The organism is Bacillus fonticola (genome assembly GCF_012955605.1).
Taxonomy (GTDB): Bacteria; Bacillota; Bacilli; order Bacillales; family JC228; genus Bacillus_CG; species Bacillus_CG fonticola.
Genome location: NZ_CP052135.1, coordinates 2,815,172 through 2,839,135, shown reverse-complemented (window position 1 = coordinate 2,839,135; position 23,964 = coordinate 2,815,172). Strand labels below are relative to the sequence as shown.

Annotated in this window: 23 protein-coding genes; 17 read left to right on the top strand and 6 right to left on the bottom strand. The window is 43.5% G+C overall.

Translation table 11 applies throughout. From position 1 onward, the window contains the following. The first annotated feature begins 137 nt into the window (after positions 1-137). A complete protein-coding gene (locus HHK01_RS13930) occupies positions 138-1,028 on the top strand; it encodes a stage II sporulation protein SpoIIQ (protein ID WP_170008340.1) in 891 nt (296 codons plus the stop codon). Positions 1,029-1,081: 53 nt separating this feature from the next. Here the strand turns inward: HHK01_RS13930 and HHK01_RS13925 are convergent, their stop codons facing one another. Further along, entirely contained in the window at positions 1,082-1,636 is a 555-nt protein-coding gene (locus tag HHK01_RS13925; protein WP_170008813.1) for an SCO family protein, read from the bottom strand. A 151-nt stretch (positions 1,637-1,787) separates the two neighbouring features. Between HHK01_RS13925 and HHK01_RS13920 the strand changes: the two genes are divergently transcribed. From HHK01_RS13920 to HHK01_RS13910, 3 genes are all read left to right on the top strand, one after another. After that, positions 1,788-2,420 carry a pyroglutamyl-peptidase I gene (locus tag HHK01_RS13920; RefSeq protein WP_170008339.1) on the top strand — a complete coding sequence of 211 codons (633 nt, stop codon included), beginning with the start codon at positions 1,788-1,790 and terminating at the stop codon, positions 2,418-2,420. A gap of 533 nt (positions 2,421-2,953) precedes the next feature. Then, on the top strand, positions 2,954-3,259 hold the full coding sequence (locus tag HHK01_RS13915; protein ID WP_170008338.1) for a DUF4212 domain-containing protein: 306 nt from the start codon (positions 2,954-2,956) through the stop codon (positions 3,257-3,259). Between the two features lie 92 nt (positions 3,260-3,351). Continuing rightward, positions 3,352-5,013: a sodium:solute symporter family protein gene (locus tag HHK01_RS13910; RefSeq protein WP_170008337.1), complete on the top strand. Its 1,662-nt coding sequence runs from the start codon at positions 3,352-3,354 to the stop codon at positions 5,011-5,013. Between the two features lie 71 nt (positions 5,014-5,084). Here HHK01_RS13910 and HHK01_RS13905 read toward each other — a convergent pair whose 3' ends face one another. The 3 genes from HHK01_RS13905 to HHK01_RS15635 form a co-directional block, all read right to left on the bottom strand. Then, a complete protein-coding gene (locus HHK01_RS13905) occupies positions 5,085-5,471 on the bottom strand; it encodes a BsuPI-related putative proteinase inhibitor (RefSeq protein ID WP_170008336.1) in 387 nt (128 codons plus the stop codon). Positions 5,472-5,636: 165 nt separating this feature from the next. After that, on the bottom strand, positions 5,637-6,191 hold the full coding sequence (locus HHK01_RS13900; RefSeq protein ID WP_170008335.1) for a Rok-like winged helix domain-containing protein: 555 nt from the start codon (positions 6,189-6,191) through the stop codon (positions 5,637-5,639). A 294-nt stretch (positions 6,192-6,485) separates the two neighbouring features. Continuing rightward, positions 6,486-6,719: a GNAT family N-acetyltransferase gene (locus tag HHK01_RS15635; protein ID WP_228027586.1), complete on the bottom strand. Its 234-nt coding sequence runs from the start codon at positions 6,717-6,719 to the stop codon at positions 6,486-6,488. Positions 6,720-7,212: 493 nt separating this feature from the next. Here HHK01_RS15635 and spoIIID point away from each other — a divergent pair, with 493 nt between their 5' ends. Further along, positions 7,213-7,473, top strand: a complete 261-nt coding sequence (spoIIID, locus tag HHK01_RS13890; RefSeq protein ID WP_170008334.1) for a sporulation transcriptional regulator SpoIIID — start codon at positions 7,213-7,215, stop codon at positions 7,471-7,473. Between the two features lie 200 nt (positions 7,474-7,673). Beyond that, positions 7,674-8,675 carry a rod shape-determining protein gene (gene mreB / locus HHK01_RS13885; RefSeq protein ID WP_170008333.1) on the top strand — a complete coding sequence of 334 codons (1,002 nt, stop codon included), beginning with the start codon at positions 7,674-7,676 and terminating at the stop codon, positions 8,673-8,675. Between the two features lie 77 nt (positions 8,676-8,752). Here the strand turns inward: mreB and HHK01_RS13880 are convergent, their stop codons facing one another. After that, positions 8,753-10,075, bottom strand: a complete 1,323-nt coding sequence (locus tag HHK01_RS13880; RefSeq protein ID WP_170008332.1) for an oligosaccharide flippase family protein — start codon at positions 10,073-10,075, stop codon at positions 8,753-8,755. A 372-nt stretch (positions 10,076-10,447) separates the two neighbouring features. On the opposite strand from HHK01_RS13880, the gene HHK01_RS13875 reads away from it, so the two are divergent. From HHK01_RS13875 to HHK01_RS13835, 9 genes are all read left to right on the top strand, one after another. Further along, a complete protein-coding gene (locus HHK01_RS13875) occupies positions 10,448-12,046 on the top strand; it encodes a peptide chain release factor 3 (RefSeq protein ID WP_170008331.1) in 1,599 nt (532 codons plus the stop codon). Positions 12,047-12,339: 293 nt separating this feature from the next. Then, complete coding sequence (locus HHK01_RS13870; RefSeq protein ID WP_170008330.1) at positions 12,340-13,176, top strand: flagellar hook-basal body protein; 837 nt, start codon at positions 12,340-12,342, stop codon at positions 13,174-13,176. Positions 13,177-13,206: 30 nt separating this feature from the next. After that, complete coding sequence (locus HHK01_RS13865) at positions 13,207-14,049, top strand: flagellar hook-basal body protein (protein ID WP_170008329.1); 843 nt, start codon at positions 13,207-13,209, stop codon at positions 14,047-14,049. A gap of 11 nt (positions 14,050-14,060) precedes the next feature. Next, positions 14,061-14,345, top strand: coding sequence for a DNA-directed RNA polymerase subunit beta (locus tag HHK01_RS13860; RefSeq protein WP_170008328.1), 285 nt, complete (start codon positions 14,061-14,063; stop codon positions 14,343-14,345). 74 nt (positions 14,346-14,419) lie between these two features. Next, positions 14,420-14,848 (top strand): 3-hydroxyacyl-ACP dehydratase FabZ, encoded by a 429-nt coding sequence (gene fabZ, locus HHK01_RS13855; protein WP_170008327.1) that lies wholly within the window; start codon positions 14,420-14,422, stop codon positions 14,846-14,848. Between the two features lie 327 nt (positions 14,849-15,175). Beyond that, entirely contained in the window at positions 15,176-15,517 is a 342-nt protein-coding gene (locus tag HHK01_RS13850) for a hypothetical protein (protein WP_170008326.1), read from the top strand. A 465-nt stretch (positions 15,518-15,982) separates the two neighbouring features. Then, a complete protein-coding gene (locus tag HHK01_RS13845) occupies positions 15,983-16,375 on the top strand; it encodes a hypothetical protein (protein WP_170008325.1) in 393 nt (130 codons plus the stop codon). 393 nt (positions 16,376-16,768) lie between these two features. Next, complete coding sequence (locus HHK01_RS13840; RefSeq protein ID WP_170008324.1) at positions 16,769-17,728, top strand: NAD(P)H-dependent flavin oxidoreductase; 960 nt, start codon at positions 16,769-16,771, stop codon at positions 17,726-17,728. A gap of 74 nt (positions 17,729-17,802) precedes the next feature. After that, complete coding sequence (locus HHK01_RS13835) at positions 17,803-18,063, top strand: hypothetical protein (RefSeq protein WP_170008323.1); 261 nt, start codon at positions 17,803-17,805, stop codon at positions 18,061-18,063. A 250-nt stretch (positions 18,064-18,313) separates the two neighbouring features. On the opposite strand, the gene HHK01_RS13830 is transcribed toward HHK01_RS13835, so the two are convergent. Beyond that, positions 18,314-19,369, bottom strand: a complete 1,056-nt coding sequence (locus HHK01_RS13830; protein ID WP_322619371.1) for a M42 family metallopeptidase — start codon at positions 19,367-19,369, stop codon at positions 18,314-18,316. A 1,272-nt stretch (positions 19,370-20,641) separates the two neighbouring features. Between HHK01_RS13830 and HHK01_RS13825 the strand changes: the two genes are divergently transcribed. Together HHK01_RS13825 and HHK01_RS13820 are read left to right on the top strand one after the other, a co-directional pair. Continuing rightward, positions 20,642-23,545, top strand: coding sequence for a DUF6359 domain-containing protein (locus HHK01_RS13825; RefSeq protein WP_170008322.1), 2,904 nt, complete (start codon positions 20,642-20,644; stop codon positions 23,543-23,545). A 106-nt stretch (positions 23,546-23,651) separates the two neighbouring features. Beyond that, on the top strand, positions 23,652-23,873 hold the full coding sequence (locus HHK01_RS13820) for a DUF5683 domain-containing protein (RefSeq protein WP_170008321.1): 222 nt from the start codon (positions 23,652-23,654) through the stop codon (positions 23,871-23,873). Positions 23,874-23,964 lie beyond the last annotated feature (91 nt).

The window sequence follows — 23,964 nt, the reverse complement described above, 5'->3', positions numbered from 1 at the left end:
GTGTGCAAAAACTGCACGCTTTTTTTTATGTTTTGTGTATAGATTTCTTCTTTCTACATAAACTAAATCCAAAAAATTTTTCACCCCATGTATATTATTTCTAAAACGCGACCAAACTGGTTGCTGAGGTGATGAAAATGAGAGAGGAAGAAAAGCAAACTTCTCCAAAACCAGCGCGGAAATTTTTCCGCAAACGTTGGGTATTCCCAGCGATGTACATTGCCGTTGCCGCCATTATCATTTCCACTGCAGTATGGTTCCAAGCTACAAATCAACCTGAACCAGAGGTAGCAGAAGAAGAGAATACGAATGTGGATGGAAGTTACGGTGAAAACGAGACCAATGATGGGGACGCGGTTGAGGTTACAGCAGACAACGAAACATTTGCTTGGCCAGTAGTGAATCAAGATGAAGCCGTAATCGAGACACAGTATTACGATGCTGAGGGTTCTGATGAAGAGCGTGAAGCAGCACTTGTGTTCTACAACAATACGTACCAGCAAAGCAAAGGCGTTGACATCGCTAGCCAAAGTGGTGAAAGCTTTGATGTAACAGCGTCTATGAGTGGAACAATACTCAGTGTAACTGAGGACGCACTGCTCGGGAATATTGTTGAAATTGAACACGGTGAAGGTATTATAACGCACTATTCTTCATTAGAGGAAGTGCAAGTCGCAGTAGGAGATCAAGTTGAACAAGGTGATGTACTAGCACAAGCAGGACAAAGCTTGTTTAATGAAGAGGCAGGGATACACGTTCACTTTGAAATTCGCAAAGATGGGGACGCGTTAAACCCACTCGACTATTTTAATCAACCATTATCTAGTCTCTATGATGCTACGGAAGAAGATGATTCCGAAGGCGATTCAAATGCAGAAGAGCCTGCTGGAGATGAAGAAAGTGTAGATAGTGAAACTGGGGAAGAACCTGCTGACGATGAAGACGAGGCTGAAGGCGTAGAAGATGACCAAGAAGACGGTCAAGAGGAAGAGTCCCCTGACGCTTCCATCGGTCAATCAAATACGTAAACAATGATCAAAAACTCTCCTACTAATGAAACAGGTAGGAGAGTTTTTTGGTGTTAAATCGATTGTATGTCCTCAAGGATTTCATCGTAAGGTGTGTCCATTACCCCACTATAGTCGTCAACGATGTCCCCACTAGGACTTATCAGAATAAAGGACGTTCCATGAATCACTTGATCATCGTTTGCTGGCTTTTTCACGAGAACTCCGAATTCGTCCACCGCATAATTTTCAATAAAAGATTGAGAATACCCTGTTAATAACGTCCAGTTGCTCTCATCTTGTGTGAATCGTCCTATGAACTCTTTTAAATTTTCAGGGGTATCTATTTGCGGATCAATACTAAAAGAAATGAGTTCCACTTGATTTTGAAGGCCCTTTTCTTCTAGCATTTGCTGAACCTTTGCCATTCGGAAGGTCATCGGTGGACAGACGGTTTCACAGCTAGTAAAGATAAAGTCGACAAGCAAGGTTTTCCCTTCATAATCTGCCTCTGTGACAGGATCGCCGTTTTGATCGATTGCCTCGAAGGGAGGTGGTCCACTATCCCCGCTTGCAGTCCCGCATCCAGCAAGTACGATAACAAGTAACGAAGATAACATCGTCCACAGTGAGTTCATTTGATCACTCCTAGAATATGGTTTCATTTTACAAATATAGCACATAAATTACAAATGTTGAACTGTATACCATACATGAATGTTTCTAGTAGGAATATCGTAGTTATGTTCTGTATAATGAGACAAAAAGGAGAATGAGCTAATGAGTACTTGTTTAGTCACAGGATTTGAGCCGTTTTTAGGACTGGAGATCAACCCTACTGAAATGGTCTGCAAAGAAATAGATGGTATATATGTAGGCGATATGTATGTTCACACGAAAGTATTACCAGTCGATTTTCAAAAGGGACCAGAAGCGCTTCTCGAAGCAGTGGATGAACTTCAGCCTGATGTCATTCTTGCTCTCGGGCTCGCAGCGGGCAGAACAGCCATTACACCTGAGCGTATTGCCATTAACGTCTGTGATGGAGAACCTGACAATGAGGGTGTGATAAAAAGAGATGATCCTATTGTGCTAGGTGGACCGGCAGCCTACTTTTCCACACTACCGAATCGTGCTTTTGTGGAAGCACTACACGCAAAGTCTTACCCAGCAAATATAAGTAACACAGCAGGAACTTATCTATGCAATGCCGTTATGTATACTGCACTTCATGAGGCGAACAGAAAAGCAAGACCAGTTCAAGCGGGCTTCGTACATATTCCTGCTTCACATGAACTAGTTATCCAATCAGGCAAAAAAATGTCCAGCTGGTCACAACAGGATTTGACTGCTGCGGTTCGGTGCCTGTTAGAAGTCATCGGGGAAGAACACCAGTCAGACAAGTTGTCTTAAGACTATTTTTTGCACAATAGAGAGGAGGGGGGCGAGGGTTTCGCCACTCTTCCTTATGTATCGCTACAAGGATGAATAATAGATTTTTTTAGGTCATTTCTATCCCTACTTGCTCATATTCATTAGTGGTGTTATAATTTTCGCAACTTTCATTATATTTAAATGAAGGTTCTTTTTTTTGAGAATAATGGTAGCGGTTTCATGAATAACATGAGGGAGGTTGAGGATAATTCTTGTTTTTATATCCATCATTACAATAATTAGTTTGTACCTAGGATTAAAAAAGCGAAAAACGTGGGCATTGACACTACCATTCGTCGCAATATTTGGTTTATTCATAGTCGAAATAGTAAAGGTTCCGGGATCCGTATTTGAAACGGTGCAATGGATTTTTAATTTGCAGTAAATAGATAGAGAAAAGAGAGACAAAGGAAATTGCCTTAAGGGAGGTGAGCTACGAATAAGGGGCGACACACAGACAGGAGATTTTCTATAGAGAAACAATAGAAAATGGGAAATACGGAGGTGAAATTATGAAAAAAATTGACAAAACTGTTGCGGATGCCTATTTTCGAGAAAAAAATAGGTACCTCGTCTTGTACTTTGTCGTTTGGTTCGTTGTGTCGTACGGAGTTGTTTTTTTCGCTGAACCACTAAGCTCAATACAAATCTTTGGAGGATTTCCTCTCCATTATTACATGGGGGCTCAAGGGGCCGTGCTGACGTTTATCGGTCTCTTATTTGTGAATGCCGTAGTTGCTGACAAAATTGATAAAAAGTACGGAATCAATGAAGCCAAAAACCAACAAATCAGCTCTGGACGCGCAGTCGACCACTAAAAGGGAAGTTGTCTGAAGGAAAACACGACGATTCACATACGATCAAAAGAAGCAATACCGCATTTTGTGCGGGACATAAAGGGGGATCAAAAGTGGATACACAGTTTCTCGTCTCATTGACAATCATTCTCGTGACATTTGCCTTATATATCGGAATTGCCGTATACAACAAAGCAAGACAAACGAGCGACTTTTATGTTGCAGGTCGTGGTGTTCCCGCAGTATTTAACGGGATGGCAATCGGCGCTGACTGGATGAGTGCCGCCTCTTTTATTGGGATGGCAGGAACGGTCCTTGTATTGGGATATGATGGACTAGGCTATATCATGGGATGGACAGGTGGCTATTTACTCCTTACCTTCCTACTTGCACCGCAACTCCGGAAGTATGGCCGATATACGGTTCCGGAGTTTATCGGGGATCGCTATGGAAGTCATGGGGCCCGTGTATTGGCGGCGATTTGTACAATTATTATTAGCTTTACGTACTCGATTGGTCAGCTTTCTGGATCAGGGGTAGTAATTGGGCGACTATTCGAGATTGATGCGGCAATTGGGACGATGATCGGCGTTGTATTAATCGCCTTTTACTCTGCATTTGGAGGTATGAAGGGGATTACATGGACACAGGTTGCCCAGTACATCATCTTAATTATTGCGTACATTGTACCAGTGATCTTTATGAGCTTGCAGATCACAGGGAATCCGCTTCCTTGGCTTTCCTACGGTAGTGTTCTTGATGAAATGCGTGTATTGGATCAGGAACTAGGTATTTCTGAGTACTTGGTCCCGTTTACTGAAGCAACAAAATGGCAGTTTTTAGCGTTGATGTTTACATTAATGGCAGGAACAGCTGGATTGCCACATGTTATTGTTCGTTTTTATACGGTATCAACGATGAAAGCTGCACGTTGGTCGGGTGCTTGGGCGTTGCTGTTCATTGGATTACTCTACTTATCTGCACCTGCTTACGCTGCGTTTTCACGGTTTATTTTATTAACACAGATTGTTGGGGAGCAGATGACTAATTTGCCGGCATGGACAGCGAGTTGGATTGACACAAACTTGCTTTCTGTTGCAGATAGTAATGGCGATGGAGTTTTACAATGGGCTGAACTTCAATTTTCGAATGACATTGTCGTTATGGCAACTCCGGAAATAGCAAACTTAGGTGTCTTTGTTATTGGATTAGTCGCAGCAGGGGCCATGGCAGCAGCTTTGTCAACAGCTGGGGGGCTCATGATTTCCATTTCGTCCTCTTTTGCACATGACATTTATTATCGTATCTTTAATCCGAAAGCATCAGAGGAAAAGCGGTTAGCTGTGGCACGGTGGTCGATTGTTTTCGCTACTTTAGCGGCAGGAATCGTGGCGCTAAATCCCCCAGGTGCGATTACACAAATCGTCGCATGGGCATTTGCAATTGCTTCAGGAACCTTCTTCCCGGCACTTATCTTGGGTGTGTGGTGGAAGCGATCGAATGCGAATGGTTTGATAGCTGGGATGCTGATTGGTCTTACTGTCGTGTTAACATATATTTTTATGGCGAAGTATGGCGGGGTGGCGATTCTTGGAATCAAAGACACAGGTGCAGGGATCTTTGGTGCGGTGGCTGGTTTCTTAGCAAATATCATTGTGTCACTTTCCACGAAAGCACCACCGAAGAATTTACAAGATGAGGTCGTTGATTTACGCTATCCTGAGCAAATGAGCTACAAAGATGGCGAAGTATGGATGAACGATGAAAAGGCATAACAGTTAGTCAAAGGGCTATACGGGGCTGTCGAGAGCAAGACAGCCCTTCAGCTTTTGTTCTCAATTAGTAATCAATGAATTTCAAAAAAAGTATGCTTTGTAAGGCTAGACCAATTTAGGTCAGTCACCCAAAATGTTAGTGCATACTTACCTGGAGACAAGTTACACCATTCTCCAGACCAGGACAGGGAGTCTCCTGGGGCAATATTTCGGAAAATAATTTGTTGTGTAAACATTTTACCGTCTGAATACTTTTCGATGAGTTTATCATCTTTCATTAGCACGTAATCATACTGTTGGCCGCTACGGAAAATAAGCGAGTAGTGCTGCTTCGTATTATTTAAAACTTGGTAAGTCCACGGTGTGCAATCTTTATGCGGCTTAACTTCTAGCTCTGACGTCAAAGAAGAGAGTAGAGCCCCGTCTGTTTCCTTTGATAAGTTTCTGTCGTCTGCCATGCTTATTCTCATTCCTTTCTCGTTATATATCCTCACAGTTACTATACTAAGTGCAAGAACAATGATGCACTCTCCCTCTACACATGAAGTTACAACACGCTTAGATGTTTGGAAAACATACAAAAAACCCGATCGTTTAGCTAGACCGGGTTTGCAATAAATAATTTATTCGCTATCAGAATCAGATAATTGTCCTAGTGGAAAGTCTTCTTCAGATTCATCTTGAGCAACTTCAATGGGTCCCTCGTATGTGTACATCCCACGAATAGGCTTTTTTACATTAGGATCGAGGTTTTCAACAGACTTCATGAAAGTGGTCATGTTAGCAATATCAGAGCCAGTGACTTCTTCCACGGCTTTCTGAAGATCCACACCCTTCATACCATCGGGGTTTTGTTTTAAAATGGTGATAGCCGCTTCTTTCTCTGGAGTACGAGTAGGTTTGCGTCCGCGTTTACTTTTGCTTGACGATGGCTTAACGCTAGTTGGACTAGGTGGCGTCGGAGTAGATGGTAAGCTAGCCTCTTTTTCATAGCTTGGCGTAGCGATTGACTCTTCAACTTGCTCACGAATTGAAGAATCGTTATTCTCCTCGGCATCTAATTCCCGAAGTCGGGAGTAAATTTCATTTCTTTCATCAATAAATAATTGTTTTAAACGTTCTTCTTGTTGAGACATTTGTTCTAAACGAAAACGGAGAGCTACTCTTTCACTAAACATGGATCCGTTCCCCTTTCTTCCTGTATAAGTATATGTAAAATAAAGTTTACCACTTTTTTTAGAAAAAAAATAGCCTATTTTAAAACATAAAGAGGAACTAACCTTTTGGATGAAAAGTATAGACTTTGACTTCTAATCAAATGAATACACTACAATGTGCCTTCTATTAGGAAGGCTGTGGTTTTTCAAGGAAACAAATATACTATTAAAAGCGAAGATACATTCCAATCGAAGCAGGAGCTGTAGGCATAAAACCATATTTTTTGTACAAGAACTGCGCATTACCATCAGCAATTAAGTACACATATGACTTGGTAGAGCATTCTTATTTAAATACTCCATGATATAGCTCAGTATTGTTTTACCGATACCTTTACCTTGGAAAGATGGCGATACAGCGATATCTACTACTTGATAAAAGAGCCCGTCGTCCCCGATAATTCGACCCATCGCTACTAAAGTATTCTCATCCCAGCCTCTTTTCTTATTTTTGTATAATCCTCTGCAGAAGCCAACTGTTCTTTCCATATTAAATTCATAGCTTGTTTTCTTCCTTTGTCGAGATGAGCGGGTTGCCCTGAGCAAGCCGCTTCCGCTTTTCATTAGTCCAGCTCCAGGCGGTAGGGGACGCGGCGTCATTTCGTTTCCTCCGAGAAAGTCAAAGAACGACTTTATCTCCGGAAAGCGAGATGAGCCGGTTCCCCTGATCAACCGCCTTCCGCTTTTCGTTCATACTCGTCCTTATTCGTTGTTTCGTGCATATCTTGGTGCACAAGCTAATAGACTGATACAAACTTGACAACAAAGAGAGTGTTTGAGGTGAGCGCGTGAAATTAGCGAAATCAAGTTCGATACGTAGATTCTAGAAGGTTTTGTTTTCTGAACTTTCTGACCGCGATAACCGCACTAGACTTCTCTTACATCCTCACATAAAGCTATTATAGCGGATATGCATTATTTCATCGTAGACTGCCGTCTCATTTCACACTTCTCACATCCATGTTTGGGGAGGGCGAGTGGTGTGCACGATTACATCAAAGAACGTACAATCAAGATTGGAAAGTATATCGTGGAGACGAAAAAAACGGTTCGCGTCATTGCGAAAGAGTTTGGCGTGTCCAAAAGTACTGTCCACAAAGATTTAACAGAACGGTTACCGGAGATCAATCCGGAGCTTGCCAATGAGGTAAAGGAAATTCTTGATTATCACAAGTCTATTCGACATTTACGTGGTGGGGAGGCAACAAAGCTAAAATATCAAAAAGAAGAGCCGGTTCAATAAGAATAAGAAATTCTCTGTCAAGTTGCAGAAGAGGGCGTCTCTCATCGAAGAGAGGCTCTTTTTTGCATATAAATTTTAAGGTGTTAGACAAATTTCGACGAAGACACGCAAATTCCCCTAAAATCTTCACGTGATGAGTATAAGGTATGGTAGAATATTTTATTAGAAACAGACGGTATATGGAGATAGGAGGATTAAATATGTTTGCTAGGCATATCGGGATTGATCTCGGTACCGCAAATGTTCTGATACACGTAAAAGGCCGCGGTATTGTGCTTAATGAGCCATCCGTAGTGGCTATAAATAAGGATACAAACAAAGTATTAGCTGTGGGCGAGGAAGCTCGCCGTATGGTAGGGAGAACTCCGGGGAATATCGTGGCTATTCGCCCTTTAAAAGATGGAGTCATCGCAGATTTTGACGTGACAGAAGCAATGCTAAGAGCGTTTATCGATAAATTGAGTGTGAAGGGGTTTTTATCAAAGCCCCGTATTCTAATCTGTTGCCCGACGAACATTACAGCTGTTGAGCAAAAGGCCATTAAAGAGGCTGCTGAAAAGAGCGGTGGAAAGAATGTGCAGTTAGCAGAAGAGCCAAAAGTAGCAGCGATCGGAGCAGGAATGGACATTTTTCAACCGTCTGGGAATATGGTTGTGGACATTGGTGGAGGAACGACTGACATTGCAGTACTCTCCATGGGGGATATCGTCACTAGTAGTTCCATTAAGATGGCGGGGGACAAGCTTGATAACGAAATCCTTCAGTATATTAAGCGTCAATATAAGCTACTTATTGGGGAGCGAACTTCAGAAGAAATTAAGATAAAAATAGGTACAGCTTTTAAAGGAGCACGCAGCGAGGAAATGGACATCCGTGGACGGGACATGGTATCAGGATTACCACGAACGATCACAATTCATTCGAGCGAAATAGAAGCTGCCCTCCGAGAATCCGTAGCTGTCATTGTACAAGCTACCAAAGCCGTTCTAGAACAAACGCCCCCAGAGTTGTCTGCTGATATTATTGACCGTGGGGTGATTTTAACAGGAGGCGGGGCGTTGATCCACGGAATGGATTTGCTGCTTGCCGAGGAGCTACACGTGCCTGTTTTGATCGCAGAAAGCCCAATGGACTGTGTAGCTATTGGAACAGGAATTATGTTAGAAAACATGGATAAATTACCTAAACGCCAACTCGTGTAAACAACTAAAAGGAGTGCCTAGTACCTTATCCTAATCGAGAAAACGATGCAGGCTGAGAAGCTGGACACTCTTTTTTATTAGTTCGGTATAGACCGTGTAAAACGTTGTGTAATACCGAGCTTTTCGATAACAGTTACAAGGTGTAAAAGCATATGCAACACGGCACCGGTATTCATGCCAACAATAATACCGTCAATTGCATAGGGGAGCATTTGTCCGAATAAATACATTGAGGCAAATGCGACAGCAGTCGATATGAATGTGTGCATGAACGCATCTCTCACATACCCGAATCCAATCAGAAAGCCTTGTAGAGGTATGAGGAAGAAGTGAAACAGGAAATACGGCCATAGCAGTTTGATGTCGTATGCAGCTTCAGATGAATGGAAAAATAATTTAGTAAGTGGCTCGGCTAGCCAAGTAAATAGAAAGATGGCAGGTACACCATAGAGCAAGGTCAGCCCCATCACTTGCCAAAACAGCTTAACAAGTTTTTTTTGCTCTCCTTTTGCGTGTGCTTCCGCTACGTTTGGGATGAGAACAGTTAACAATGAGTGGGCGATAAAAGCAGGGAAAAAACCAATCGTTAACGCGACCCCTGCTAAGAGGCCGAACTGCTCGGTTGCCGCCAGCTTTGAAAGTCCTGAGTTCATTAAAATATAGGTGATGAGAAATGGCTGTACGGCATGGGTAAAGGCATGGAACAGTCGAAGTCCCGTTGTCGGAACGCTAATAGCGAGCAATTCTGATCGAATTTGCGAGCGAGGAACTTCTTCTGTTAATATACTTTTGTGCACAAAACGGGTCTTCAAAAAAGAAAGCAACAAGTAAACCGCTACAAATAGTTCACTTCCTAAAAATGCACCAAATGCTAACCATAAAGCCAGGTGTGAGGGAAAGGAGAACAATTGATACACAAATATGAGTAGAGCAAGCTGGACAGCCTTCCGCAATAAATTGGAAAAAGCAATCGTCTGCATTTGTTGGATCCCCAATAAATAGCCCCGTGCAACAGAAGTAAACGCCACGATCGGCACCATCGCCAAGAGCATCCACTTCAATGCAGGCTCGTCAAATAGAAAATGCGGAAACCCTACGAATAGGATACTTAAACCAATTATGAGTACGATGGACACAATACAAGCTAGTCGGAATGCGTATGTAAGCATTGATTTATGAGTGGATGCAGGATGTTCTGCCACATATTTGGACACAGAAACAGGAAGCTCTAAACTAGCGATGATGACAATAAAGAAAATGGTGGGCAAAATGGACATATACACGCCTATGCCGGCTTCACCAAGTTGACGAGCTAACGTCATATTAATAAGAAATTCAATGAGCTCTCCTGCGAACGCAGCTAATACGAGCAGAATTAAACCTTTCCAAATGATATTCATAATTCGAGCTCCTTTTTGATCAGGTCATCAGCAAAGGCTACAGTATATTTCTCTAATTGATTACCGATGCGATATATGGGGATGACTTGTCTCTTTTCTTACTCTATGAGACAACCTGTTGTTTTACGATGACATTTTTGTGGCTAACCACTCTTCATGAAGGTGGCTAATGTATGAAGATGGATTTCAACTTGTTTTCCGTTGCCTGCAGAGGAGCATCTGTTTTTTAGTTCGACTTTTCTTCACAAATATAGGGAAGTCGGGCATACTAATAGGTATGACTAAACGAAAGAAGGTACAAGGATGTAAACCACCAATTCGTTTCGGACAAAATAATAAAACAACACTCTATAAGTAGAAAGGAACGAAACGGTGAAGAACTTATTAGAAAAAGAAATTGACACTCGTCGTACATTTGCAATCATTTCCCATCCGGATGCAGGGAAAACGACACTAACTGAAAAGCTTTTGTTATTTGGGAAAGCCATTCGCCAAGCAGGGACTGTAAAGGCAAAAAAGAGCGGGAAATTTGCGGCTTCTGACTGGATGGAAATTGAAAAACAACGTGGTATCTCTGTCACTTCCAGTGTGATGAGCTTCCTTTACGAGGGTTATCATATTAACATTCTTGATACTCCTGGACACGAGGATTTCAGTGAAGATACGTATCGAACGCTAACAGCTGTAGACTGCGTTGTCATGATTATCGATTCGACAAAAGGGGTCGAACCGCAAACGAAAAAGCTGTTTAAGGTTTGTCGCATGCGAGGTATTCCAATTTTCACCTTTATGAACAAACTCGATCGTGAAGGTCGTGAACCGCTTGAGTTACTGCAAGAAATAGAGGAAGTACTAGATATCGAGTCTTATGCATTAAATTGGCCTTTCGGAACGGGAAAACGATTTTTAGGTATTTACGACCGCTACAACGATGCGTTCATTCGATTCACAGGAGATGAGCAAGAAGAACGCATACCGAAAGAAGCACTAGAAGCTCATGGAGAACTGCAACAACAGCCAACTTTTCAAGAAGGCTTGGAAGAGCTTGAACTGTTAGAAGGAGCGGGGAATGACTTTGATCCAGAACGGGTGCGTGCTGGTGAATTAACTCCGGTATTCTTCGGAAGTGCGCTATCGAACTTTGGTGTGCAAGCTTTCTTTGAAGCGTTTTTGGAGTATGCTGTTCCACCACAGCCCCGAAAAACAAATGAACGAATTGTGCAGCCAGAAGAAGAAGGATTTAGCGGATATATATTTAAAATCCAAGCCAATATGAATCCACAACACCGTGATCGTATTGCCTTTTTGCGTGTTTGTTCAGGCGTGTTTGAGCGGGGAATGACGGTTCATCTAACACGAACAGGCAAAACAATGAAGCTTTCTCAAGCGCAGTTTTTCATGGCAAGCGATAGAGAAACTGTTGAAAAGGCGTACCCGGGGGATATTATTGGTATTTACGATCCGGGCGCTTACCAAATCGGCGATACACTCGTAGAGAAAAAGGAAACGTATCAATATGACGAATTACCGCAATTCCCACCAGAGCTTTTTGCGAAAGTGCGAGCCAAAAATGTAATGCGTGCAAAGCAATTTTATAAAGGAATCGAACAACTAGTCCAAGAAGGAGCCATTCAACTATACCGTCAAGACTCATCCGATGAGTACATCCTCGGGGCAGTGGGTCAACTCCAATTCGACGTATTCTCCTACCGAATGGAAGGCGAATATAATGTCGAGATTGACATGGTGTCTATGGGCGAACGAATTCCAAGATGGCTAGCTGTAAACGACAAGCAGTTGAACAAAAGACTCTTTGACGAACGATCATTACTCGTTAAAGATCGAGAAGGTCGCTTCGCTGTTCTATTCAAAAATGACTTTGCCCTTCGCTACTTCCAGGAGAAAAACGAAGATGTAGAACTCGTGGACCTACTCCAAGCACAAGAAGACGATTTTCAGGCAGCTAAATAAAAATGATGCATGGCAGCAGCAGTACCCTTTTTGGGGTGGCTGCTTTTTTATATGTGCTGGGGTAACTTTTTAGGCAGTTAGTGGCACGGGATCCAGACTTATCATTTTGCAACCCCTTCCTTTTCGTTTTTTTACATTTTTCGTGAATCGGTACTGAACTTTGTCGAAATATCGTATATAATGGAAAAAGATTGCGTTGCAACGTTTTTGAAAGGGTAGTGCAAACACGGGTAGCTATGTTTGCATATCCACTGGAATAAATATAAATCAGATTCTGAATGGGGGTGAGTCCTTTGCTTCGTGGATTTTATACAGCAGCATCTGGAATGATTTCGCAGCAAAGAAAGACAGATATGTTAACGAATAATATGGCGAACAGCAACACACCGGGGTACAAAGTCGATCAATCGTCGATGCGCTCATTTCCTGAGATGCTACTGCGCCGTTATGATTCGTTGCAAGGACCAAAGGAAAGTGGACTGCGTCTCGCGAATCGCCCTGTTGTGGGGAAGTTGAGCACGGGAGTATATATGCAGGAAACGGTGCCAAACTTTCTTCAAGGTGATTTACGTGAAACGGATCGAAATACGGACGTAGCCCTTTTGGATGTGGACATGCCTATAAACGAAGAGGGCATTCCCGGCGCTACCTTTTTTATGGTTCAAAATGAGGAGGGGAATGTTCGTTACACGAGAAATGGAACGTTTACTCTAGACGGAAATGGTTTTTTAACGACAAGCAGCGGACTGTATATTCTAGATGATGCAGGTGAACCGATTTCCTTACAAAATGAGAACTTCCGCGTGGATGAGACGGGTGTTTTATATGAGAACGATGCCCCCGTTGCTAGACTCGGAATTGCTTACAGTGAAAATCCAAACATGTTAGAAAAAGAAGGTGCGGGCCTATTTTCGCTAGAAGGAAATGCAGTGTTGCCACTCGCTTACGACAATCTAGAAGCTAACTTTCGAACGCAGCAAGGGTTTATTGAGGGTTCAAATGTTGACGTACAACGAACGATGACCGACATGTTGAGTGCTTACAGAACTTTTGAAGCAAACCAAAAAGTGCTACAGGCGTACGATAAAAGTATGGACAAAGCCGTAAATGAAATCGGCAGATTAAATTAACAAAGAGGTGATAGAAGGGAGGAAGTCACGGTGAATAGAGCTATGATTACATCGGCAAACACGATAAACCAGTTGCAGCAGCAGTTAGATCTTATATCAAATAATATGTCTAATGTGCAAACAACGGGGTTCAAGCGTCGTGAAGCCAGTTTCGTCGAGTTACTTGCACAAGAGTATAGGAATCAGATTTTTCCTAACCGTGAAGAGGGTCGGTTGACACCGGATGGAATTCGTCTAGGTGTTGGAGCCAGACTTGGACAATCCTCGGCTATATTATCTCAAGGAAACCTGCAGAAAACTGATCGTGCCCTTGATGTAGCTATGACGAGGGAAGGTTACTTCTTCCGTGTGCAGGTAAACGATGAAACAGGCGAAGGGATTCAATTGACAAGAGATGGTTCATTTTCCTTCAGTGTCCTTGGCGACAATACGTTAATGCTAACTGATTCGAGTGGTCGTCCTATAGTAGATGATAATGATGAACGCATCCTGATTACCGGGACGCCAACAGACATCGCTATATCCTCTGAGGGTGTATTGCGCGTTTCCACTGAAGAAGGAGCAGACCAATTTGCGACGATCGGCGTAGTGCGAGTTGATAAACCACAGTTTTTGGAGCAACGTGGGGATAACTTATGGGATCTTCCGACTAATTTTGATGAGCTCGGGGTGCCAATGAATGAGGTAATGGAATTTTTAGGTGCGGATGAACGTGGTCAGCTCGGTTTAGAACAGGGCAGTCTTGAACAGTCTAACGTTGATTTGCAGAAGGAAATGACAAACCTTATTACGACGCAACGTCAAATGCAATTCCAGTCTCGTGCAATTTCTATGGCGGACCAGATGATGGGACTTGTCAACGGGATTCGCTAAAGGAGTACACCATGACCGAACATGAAAAAACACGTGCTGATATAAAAAGAGAACGAGAAAATAGGCGAGCGGCAGAAGAGACGGAGACGCATAAGGATAGAAAAGTTCGCCGTCCGAAAATTCGCATCATCCCCATATGGTTACGGCTACTTATAGTGTTGATGCTAGGTGCAGCAGCTCTTCTTGGGGGAACCATGATTGGGTATGGGGTTATTGGTGACGGACAGCCTACTGATGTAATGGAATGGTCTACGTGGCAGCATATAATCGATCTTGTAAAAAAAACAGCAGAATAAGCGCAAGGACAGGGGGTCTTTACGCTTCTTTGCTATGGTAAACTAAAAATACTTTGCAAAGGGGAAATCTAACCATGCTGACTCTACAACAAATTCAAGAAATTATTCCACACCGCTATCCATTTTTACTCGTTGACCGCATTTTAGAACACGAAGAAGGAAAGCGTGCAGTCGGAATTAAAAATGTATCAGCAAATGAGGAATATTTTAACGGGCATTTTCCTGGGTATCCTGTTATGCCGGGGGTACTCATCGTCGAGGCGCTGGCGCAAGTGGGAGCTGTTTCCGTTCTAGGAAGTGAAAAAAATAGAGGAAAGCTAGCCTTTTTTACTGGAATTGATAATTGCCGATTTAAAAGGCAAGTAAAACCAGGTGATCAACTTCGTTTAGAGGTTGAAATGACAAGAGTTCGCGGACCAATTGGCAAAGGAAAAGGCGTGGCGACCGTGGATGGAGAACTCGTTTGTGAAACCGAGCTCATGTTTGCAATAAGTGATAAGTAAAATTTCCCCTGCACTCTTTTGAGATGCAGGTTTTTTTTATTTTGTGACAAAAAAACAAGATGTCATCGTTTTCCATGCCTTCGATATTAGGAATGATTTCTCTGCAACGAAGAAGTGTATGCTTGTCTGAATTGGGTAACTTGGTCATGAACAGGCACCGCCCCGTGGTAGTAATGAAATACTTCCTTGAACGCCTTTATAAAAGAATGAAAAATGAAAACCGCATATGGCGTTTCATGCAAGATTTCCGAAGTTGTGGGCATGCTAACCACAGACCGCAAAGTTCGGTCCATTAAGACAGCCAAATGAAGAAAGGGGTTCATAACAATGAACAAAAAGTTACTTACATTAATCGGTGGTTCCGTTTTATCTACGATGCTTCTCGCTGCATGTGCAGGCGGGGAAGAAGAACCACCTCCAGAAGACGGTAACGTACCTGATCAACAGGAGCAACAGGACGAGGGTATGATCGAAGACGGTAATGACAACGGGAATGACAACGGTAATGGTGAAGGTGGCGTTCTGGAAGAAGAAGGAGATCTGGAAGAAAACATGCAAGACGGAATGGATAACGTAGAAGAGGGAGTAAACGACGCGGGAGATGAAATAGAGGACTTGGGGGAAAACGGTAACGTAAACGAGGACGAAGAAAATAATAACGGAAACTAAATTCTCCATCCATTTTTTAAAAACGACTCGTCTGACGAGTCGTTTTTTCATGCAAACGAGCATTTTTATGCCATAGTCCTTTGTGAATACCCGTAACGATATAGGGAAGTGTAAAAGAATCGATCAAAAAATTAGGCTTTTTTCTAAAAGATTGTTGCTTTTTTAATGAAATCTCATTACACAGTAGCTATATGATGCGACATAACAAAAACTTCAAAAAAGTGCTTAGAACCGCTCCGGAAATACACTTCGCTTTCCGCGGGCTCGAGCTGAGCCTCCTCGCTCGCAAAGAACGCTCCCTGTGGAGGCCCACAGGACGTGGCGCTCTTAGCCTTTCCTCCTTCTACTCCTGCGGGATCAAGAAGAGAGCCAAAAATTAAAGAAGTTTTGTCATTTTCGGTTTCTTTTGGTAAAATGTTTTGACGTACATACTGACTGGATTGTCTCTTGCAAGGGGGGACCACAATGATAAAAAAGTTACCACAAGGTGTAAAGATTAGTATTACCCGTTCTATACAGCAAGCCTTTGAACAGTATATGGCGAAAATTCATTGGAACGAAGATGAATACGATTTGAACGAGTTTGCGAAGGAATGGAAGACATACATTCAAACACAAGCATCGTGGTACGACAAAATTGATGAAGATATAAAAACGAATGCGACTTTCCACGAAGAGTTGGCTCAAAAGATTAACGCCACCATTAAAAAGACGTTAACTGAAGCACCGACTAAGGAACAAATTGACGAGATTGAAACGATGCAGAAGGAACTTGGAACGTCCATGGAATACTCGTGTAAGGCAGAGGCTAAGTACGTGCAAGAGGAGTTAGCGAGAAAAAAAAAGACTGTTCACTAGCTTCGAAGGAAGAATTCCGCCTCGCATCTCTATGGTATGAGGCGGCCTATCGGGAAGAACTTGTAGATCGGAACTACTCGAAGGATGACACCCAGTACATTATTGATGTTAGTGAACAAAAAATCCTTAGTGGGCACGATTTTTTCCGGATCACGAAAAATATTCATTAATGACTTACCTTGCCGTGACTTTTAGGAGGGCAAGTTCGGTCCAGAAGCTAAATAAGTTTGAGCGCTAAGTTGTGAACTTAGGGCTCTTTTCTTTGGTGTGACCGGAATGGCCAAACTCTCTGATTAGAACCGCCATATACGGATCCGTCGTATGGTGGTGTGATAGGAAGGATTCTAAAAACTGAATGGCGAATCAGTTAGTATGTGAAGAGGTGAACCTTATATGAAAACAGCGATTACAGACATGTTCGGCATTCAATATCCGATTATACAAGGGGGGCTTCATGGACTCGGCACAAGTCCACTCGTCTCCGCGGTGAGTGAAGCAGGGGGATTGGGATTACTCACAGCAGGATCCTTTGATTCAAAGGAAGAGATGCTACTCGATATAGAGCGAACGCGTCATCTTACTTCTAAGCCATTTGGGGTAAATATTGCGATCGGTATTCGCAAGCCGATGGACGAATATGTAGCAGGTGTCATCGAGGCCGAGGTTCCGATTGTGTTTACCTCAGGTGCCAATCCAGCTGAGTTTGTTAAACCACTCAAGGACAATGGTGTCAAGCTAGTCCACGTAGTCCCTTCAGTAAAGTTTGCAAAGAAGGCGGAGGAAATTGGTTGTGATGCAATCGTGATTGTAGGCTATGAATGTGGAGGTCATCCAGGGCGGGAAGACGTAACCTCTCTGACCCTCGTGCAAAAAGCAGTCAGAGAAGTATCCATTCCTGTAATTGCAGCGGGCGGATTTTCTACAGGGGCTTCGTTGATCGCCGCTTTATCGCTCGGAGCAGAAGCCGTCCAAATGGGAACGAGATTTGTAGCGACGAAGGAAGTTGTCTTACACGAGCGGATAAAAGAGAAGCTTCCACAGCTCACGGAAAATGACACAATGATCGTCAAGCGCTCGATCGGGAAGCCGATACGTGTAATGGCGACAGAACAGGCTAAAGAGTTAAAGGCACTGGAAGATAAAGGAGCGACATTGGAAGAAATCATGCCATACATTAGCGGCGAGGCGTATTTAGAGTCGCTCCGAACTGGAGACTTGGGGAAGGGAATTTTCTCTTTAGGGCAAACGATTGGGCTAATCGACACTATAGCCTCTGTGGGGGACACCATAGATCAGGTTATGGGAGAAGCAAGAAGAGTTTTGAAGAGATTGGAACATTACGAAAAGTTGTAACTGCTAATAGTGTTTTTCCTATAGTACTATTTGGTATACTGATTAGTAAGAGTAAGTAAAGTAGTTAGTCTACTATGATTGAAAAACAAATCATTGACCAGAGAGTCCGAAACATAGTTGATAAATATCCTGAATGGTTTGAGGATCTTTCCGATGATGACCGAAAAATCTCTAGAGCTTTTCTTTTATTGGGGGTTTCTAGCGAGCTAGATATTGAAGTGACAGAAGCGATTACTCTGATCACTGATGGTCGTCATGACGCAGCAATTGATGCTATACAGTTCAATATGACTTCACTGTTACACTCTTTCAAGCTAAGTATAAGAGAAAGTTAGAGACGGACAGCCGTTTTCCTGAAAATGACATTGGAAAACTCATACAAACTATTTACTCAATATTTAATCAAGAATCTACGCTTCAAGTAAATAAACAGCTAAAACCAAAATTGGAAGAAGTACGTTCGCTTGCACAAGAGGGTTTTATTCCTACTTTACTAACTGAAATTGAACAACAGATGAAGAATGATGATTAATTCACGACCACCGGTTAGGCTGTCGAAGGATTTCGACAGCCTATTAAGTTGGGCTATTTGAACATTGTATTGCTCGAATGAACAAAAATCTCCAGCAAATTTACGGTAGCTTCTAAATCCCCTTCATCAATCACTTCAACCGGGGCGTGAGCATTTCTGGACGGGATGGAAAGGACACCTGTAGGAATGCCGTGTTCACTAAACGCAACCGCCCCTCCATCTGTACCGATACCAGGGAATACTTCAAGCTGATAGGGGATGTGATGCTCTTCAGCAAGGTCAACGAGCCGATCTTTCACACCAGGATTGGCAATAAGACTAAAATCAAGGACTTTTATACCCGTACCGCCTCCGAGTGTTAGGGTTCCATCCATCGTGGTTTCCGGGGTGTCACTTGCCGCTGTTGTGTCGATGGCAATAGCGAGATCGGCTTGTAGCGAACGTGCAGCAGTATGCGCGCCTCTTAACCCGACCTCCTCTTGCACCGTCCACAAAAATAGCACTTCACCATGGAAATTTTGACCTTTTAGACGGCGAAAGAGCTCTAATAGGACAGCACAGCCTGCCCTGTCATCCAATGCCTTCCCATAGAGCCGATTTGTTGTGCCATTGCCAAGTGCTTGAAGAGAAGTATGCCATGTGACAATGGTGCCGATACGCACTCCCATGTCCAAAGCCTCCTGTTCGGAGCGAGCACCAATATCAATATAAAGTTCGCGGTGGCTACGAACCCTCTTGGCATCATCAAATTTTACGTAGTGTGCCGACATGGTCCCGATCACACCGTGTAAAGTCTCGCTCTTCGTATGGACGTCGACAGGCTGAGCTAACAAAATACGATCATCATGCCCCCCAAGCTTTTCAAAGCGGAGCAATCCATTCGCTTCAATCTTTTTCACGATGAACCCAACTTCATCCATATGAGCGGTGACAACCACTTTGGGTCCATCCTTGTTTCCTTTTAACGTTGCCCATACATTACCGATTCCATCGATTTTGACATCAACAGCTCCATCTTGAACTTGTTCTACAATCCAATTGGCCACTTTTTGCTCGTATCCACAAGGACCAGGGATACTCGTCAGTTTTTCTAATAGTGTACGCATCATTTCGCCTCCCGAAAAAAGTAGGTGTGTTAGCAGTATACGAGGAGTGGGGAAATTTGTCTATTGATAATATCCACAGGTTTGTGGGTAAGTAGGAAGAGTTATGTGGATAAAGGACGTCTATGAGCCGGAAGATGTAGGGGTTGTGCACATTATCCACACACCTGTGGATAATGTGCATAACCGAAAGTGAGGATCAAAGAATTCGCATTCAGAAAGAACTTTCGATCGTGATCCACAATTTATCATTCGGAAAGGCTCTTTTCGTATCCTTTGTTGTTTTTACTAAACATTTAACCCATGATGCGACATAATGCACATTCATAGTGCTTGAATACCGCTCCGGAAATACACTTCGCTTTCCGCGGGCTCCGCGCTGAGCCTCCTCGTTCGCAAAGTACGCTCTCTGCGGAGGCCCACAGGACGTGGGTCAGAAAGGCGTTGCCACAGGACGTGGCGCTCTTAGCCTTTCCTCCTCTTCATCGTCTCCGCTATTCCGCAGGAGTCTACGTGTATTTCCTCCTTGTCCTGCGGGATCAGCGGGACAGGTGAGACGTGTCTAGCTACAGCGGTCTGCTCCCGTCTGAAAATAACCTTCGTCTTTTGAGGCGAAAAGCGACTCTAAAGCCAAAGAACATCTTTCAGAGGGAGCAAAACGGACCGCTTCCGCATTTCATTCCGCAAGAGCGCAGCGATGAGGAGGCTCACCGCCCGCCCCGCGGAAAGCGTCCGCCTGCAGCGGAAATCAACATAGCAGTATGTCGCATCATATAGCTACTGTGTAATGGGATTTCATTAAAAAAGCAACAATCTTTTAGAAAACAGCCTTCGGAAAAAATCCGTGATCGTGAGGCGGAAGTCGGATCAGAACACCATTCCCCTTTACGAAAACGACTAACTAATCTTTATCCACAGGAAAACCATGATAACAAAGGCAAATCACAAGGTTATGCACACTATCCACAAAACTATACACAGGCGTTGTCCACTTTTTGCAATAATTCGACAGGCTATCGACAGTTGGTCCTGTAAACAGACATGTACGTTATCCCCGCCGTCCACATGGTTGTGGATAATATGTGTGGATAAAGAGGGGAATAGGTATTTTTTCCTAACTTTAGTCGTCTGTCCTTTCAGTCTTATGGCAGGGTGATCTATGCCTTTCGAATGATTTTCTCGACATTTACAAAGTATTCACGGAAACTCAATAACTTTTCGATACAATCTTTATGACGGGTCAATCTGGCTCGGACTAGGTGAGAGGAGGAGTTTGATTTGAAAACGAAAAAAATGCAGATCGTATTTCGCTTTGTCATTATGTTTACGTTGCTACTCGGTATGGTGGCGCCTTATGCACAGTTGCAGGCGGCCGAAATTATTTCTGTTGCGGAAGCGATCGAAAATAACAGTGGTGATGAAACGGTAGAAGGGTATATCGTGGGGCATGTTATTTCAAGTTCTTCTGTAAATCAAGAAGCTCCATTTAGTAATGATTATAATTATGCGTTAGCAGATTCGCCAGATGAGACGAACATGGCGAACATGTTACTGGTGCAACTACCTGCTGAGTTCCGTGGGGAATTTGGATTACAAGCCAATCCTAGTTTAGTTGGAACGAAAGTAGAAGTCAGTGGCAGTCTTGAAGCTTATTATGGTGCCCCTGGGTTAAAGTCACCTACAAGCATGACGGTTGTGGAAGGTGATACTGCACCAGATCCTGAACAGCCAACAGAGCCAGAATTGATGACTATAAAAGAAGCAAAAGGGCAATCTGGTCAAACGGTCATCATCGAAGGCGTTGTCACAGCAGATAACGCAGCTATTGGTGGCGGTAGTTTGTCCACATATGTACAAGATGAAACAGGTGGAATCAACGTGTTTGAATTTTCTCCTGACGGTTTCCCGAATTTAACTGCAGGTCAGAAAATTCGCGTGGAAGGATCGATTACTGAGTACAACGGGCTGACAGAAATTGTTCCGGTTGAAGGCGGTATTGAAATACTCGCAGAAAATGTATCCCTTCCAGACTCAAAAACGATTACTCTTGCAGAACTGATGACCGCCGAAACAGCAGAACCGCTCGAAGGGACACTTGTAAAAGTCAACGGCTACGTCTCTTCTAAACCTAGCAGCCCTGCTGGTGGGGGTTATAACGTTACAATTATTGATGAGGATTATAACGGTACAACTCTTCGTGTGATGGAAGGCACAAATGCCATCGACTCTATTGAAGAGGGTAGATGGTATGACTTTACAGCCATCGTGAGCCAGTATAACAGCTATCAACTGCTCGTTCGAAGTGCTGACGATATAATAGAAGCAGACTCACAACCGGAAGCGCCGGATCCGTCTGGGGAGTATGTGGCGACTGTAGCGCGAGTAGTTGATGGGGATACGATTAACGTAGTAGAACCAATTCTCGGAAGCACGAGCGTTCGGTTCTTAAACATTGATACGCCAGAAACGTTTCATAGCGTACGAAACGACTTAGACCAAAATCAAATGGATCATGGACAACGAGCCACAGCTTATATGGGCGAGTTGCTGCAGCCAGGTGACAAAGTGAGAGTGAAAGTAGGCGCTGAGCCACTTGATAATTATGGTAGATTGCTAGCACAGGTTATTCGCGATGAAGATGGATTAAACACAAATTTAGAAATGGTGAAACAAGGCCTAGCAGTGACGTACTTTATTTGGCCTGTAGGTGATGAGGCTGAGTACGAGCAATACCAGAGTGCTGTTCTTGAAGCAAAAGAGACAGAAAAGGGGATTTGGAATCCAGCAGATCCTCTTGCAGAGTTACCATTTGTCTTCCGTACTCGTTACGAAGGCGATGAACTTGATAAGTATGTCGGAAACTCGGATACAAAAGAATACGTAGCTCCACAAGATTGGGAAAGCGTTCCTGTAGAAAAGCGAGTATTCTTTTGGGATACCGCACAAGCAGCAAGTGCAGGATACACAGCTGCTGCTGGTGTGACGCCTGAACCGACCCCTGATGATGAGGTTGTGTCTATTACAAAGGCGCGTGAAGCTACACCAGGTGAAGTCGTTACCATTGAAGGGACAGTCACAACAACTCCTGGTAGCTGGGGAGCAAAAGGGTTTTATTTGCAAGATGAGGATGCGGGTCTATACATTTACCAAAGTGACTTTGACGTAGCAGCAGGCGATGTGATTCGCATGACGGGTACTCGTGATGAATTCAATGGCGAGGTGCAGTTGTCAAACGTTACAGCATTAGAAGTAATCGGCCAAGAGAGCGTGCCCGCACCACAATCCGTGACGCCAGCACAAGTGGCTGATGCACAAGGCGAAGTGGTAGCACTCGAGGGTGTGACGATCTCTAACATTACGGAACTAGCTTACGGAACAGTCGAATTTACGGCTACGCAAGGCGAAGAAGATATTATAGTTCGTATCGATAACCGAACTGGCTTTGCTTATGACCAGTTTTCCACATTGTACGAAGCAGGAGATGTGGTTGATGTAACGGGTATGGGTAGCGTCTTTCAAGGAGCATATCAAGTGAAGCCCCGTGGAGCAGAAGATGTGAAATTGGCAGAGCAAGAAACCAACACAGCACTTTCCTTTGCAACAAAGGTTGTCAAAGATACGAAGAAACAGCAATGGGTGGAAGTTGCAATCACTGCAGAGGACGCAGCCGATTTGCAAGCTTTATCATTCGACCTCAATTTCAATGACAAACCAGTGAAATTCAAAAAAGCTAATGCAGCAAAAGGCTGGAGCAAACCTGAGCTTGGGCGTGAAAAAGGAAGCGTTTCTTTCCTCGGCTATGCGGAAGGGACGCAAGCGGTGGATGGAAACACGCTCTATACGATAGAGTTTCAAGTGAAGAAGGATGAAGTAGCGAGCACAAATGTAGTGGTTTCCAACATCATTCTCGCTTCAGCGACTGGTGAAGAACAGCAACTTGAAGATATCGAGGTTCCTTTGCTTGCTGAAGGAAGTGCAGAGCCGGGACCAGCGAATGCTTACGATTTAAACGGTGATGGCGTCGTTTCTACAGGTGATGTAGCACGGCTAGCCGCTTACATGGGGAAGGAAAAATCTGATAACAACTGGGAAGAAGCGTCTAAAGCAGATTTCGACAAGGATGGAAAAATCACTTACAAAGATATGAAAAAGCTGTTAGACGAGCGCAAAAAAGCAAGCTGACTGTTGATGTCCAGAAGCTTTCTACTCCTAAGTGGGGTAGAGGGCTTCCCTTTTATCCCATTTCCTTTTACAATTTATACAGTGAATGTAAAGGAGGAACACATCAATGATGAGACATCCAGGTATTGCGGCCGTGTTATCTTTTTTCATAGCAGGGCTGGGGCAAATTTATAACGGTCAAATTGTAAAGGGAATTCTCTTCATCGTGGCGTACGCTATCTCGGGACTCTTAATGTTTGTTTTAATTGGATTCATTACGACACCAATTCTGTGGATCTGGGGAATGGTGGACGCGTATAAGACGGCAGAACGAATGAACCACGGTTAAAGGCTGGGCACGCAACCATGCATGGAAGCTGGTCACAAAGCAGTCGAGTTGTCATCAAGGCGGCGCGAGTGTAGCCCCATGTCTATTATCA

Bases quoted from the DNA above. Each gene is read 5' to 3' on its own strand.
- HHK01_RS13930 (WP_170008340.1), top strand. From the start codon at position 138: ATGAGAGAGGAAGAAAAGCAAACTTCTCCAAAACCAGCGCGGAAATTT.
- HHK01_RS13920 (WP_170008339.1), top strand. From the start codon at position 1,788: ATGAGTACTTGTTTAGTCACAGGATTTGAGCCGTTTTTAGGACTGGAG.
- HHK01_RS13915 (WP_170008338.1), top strand. From the start codon at position 2,954: ATGAAAAAAATTGACAAAACTGTTGCGGATGCCTATTTTCGAGAAAAA.
- HHK01_RS13905 (WP_170008336.1), bottom strand. From the start codon at position 5,471: ATGGCAGACGACAGAAACTTATCAAAGGAAACAGACGGGGCTCTACTC.
- HHK01_RS13900 (WP_170008335.1), bottom strand. From the start codon at position 6,191: ATGTTTAGTGAAAGAGTAGCTCTCCGTTTTCGTTTAGAACAAATGTCT.
- HHK01_RS15635 (WP_228027586.1), bottom strand. From the start codon at position 6,719: ATGGAAAGAACAGTTGGCTTCTGCAGAGGATTATACAAAAATAAGAAA.
- mreB (WP_170008333.1), top strand. From the start codon at position 7,674: ATGTTTGCTAGGCATATCGGGATTGATCTCGGTACCGCAAATGTTCTG.
- HHK01_RS13880 (WP_170008332.1), bottom strand. From the start codon at position 10,075: ATGAATATCATTTGGAAAGGTTTAATTCTGCTCGTATTAGCTGCGTTC.
- HHK01_RS13860 (WP_170008328.1), top strand. From the start codon at position 14,061: ATGACCGAACATGAAAAAACACGTGCTGATATAAAAAGAGAACGAGAA.
- fabZ (WP_170008327.1), top strand. From the start codon at position 14,420: ATGCTGACTCTACAACAAATTCAAGAAATTATTCCACACCGCTATCCA.
- HHK01_RS13850 (WP_170008326.1), top strand. From the start codon at position 15,176: ATGAACAAAAAGTTACTTACATTAATCGGTGGTTCCGTTTTATCTACG.
- HHK01_RS13845 (WP_170008325.1), top strand. From the start codon at position 15,983: ATGATAAAAAAGTTACCACAAGGTGTAAAGATTAGTATTACCCGTTCT.
- HHK01_RS13840 (WP_170008324.1), top strand. From the start codon at position 16,769: ATGAAAACAGCGATTACAGACATGTTCGGCATTCAATATCCGATTATA.
- HHK01_RS13835 (WP_170008323.1), top strand. From the start codon at position 17,803: ATGATTGAAAAACAAATCATTGACCAGAGAGTCCGAAACATAGTTGAT.
- HHK01_RS13830 (WP_322619371.1), bottom strand. From the start codon at position 19,369: ATGATGCGTACACTATTAGAAAAACTGACGAGTATCCCTGGTCCTTGT.
- HHK01_RS13820 (WP_170008321.1), top strand. From the start codon at position 23,652: ATGATGAGACATCCAGGTATTGCGGCCGTGTTATCTTTTTTCATAGCA.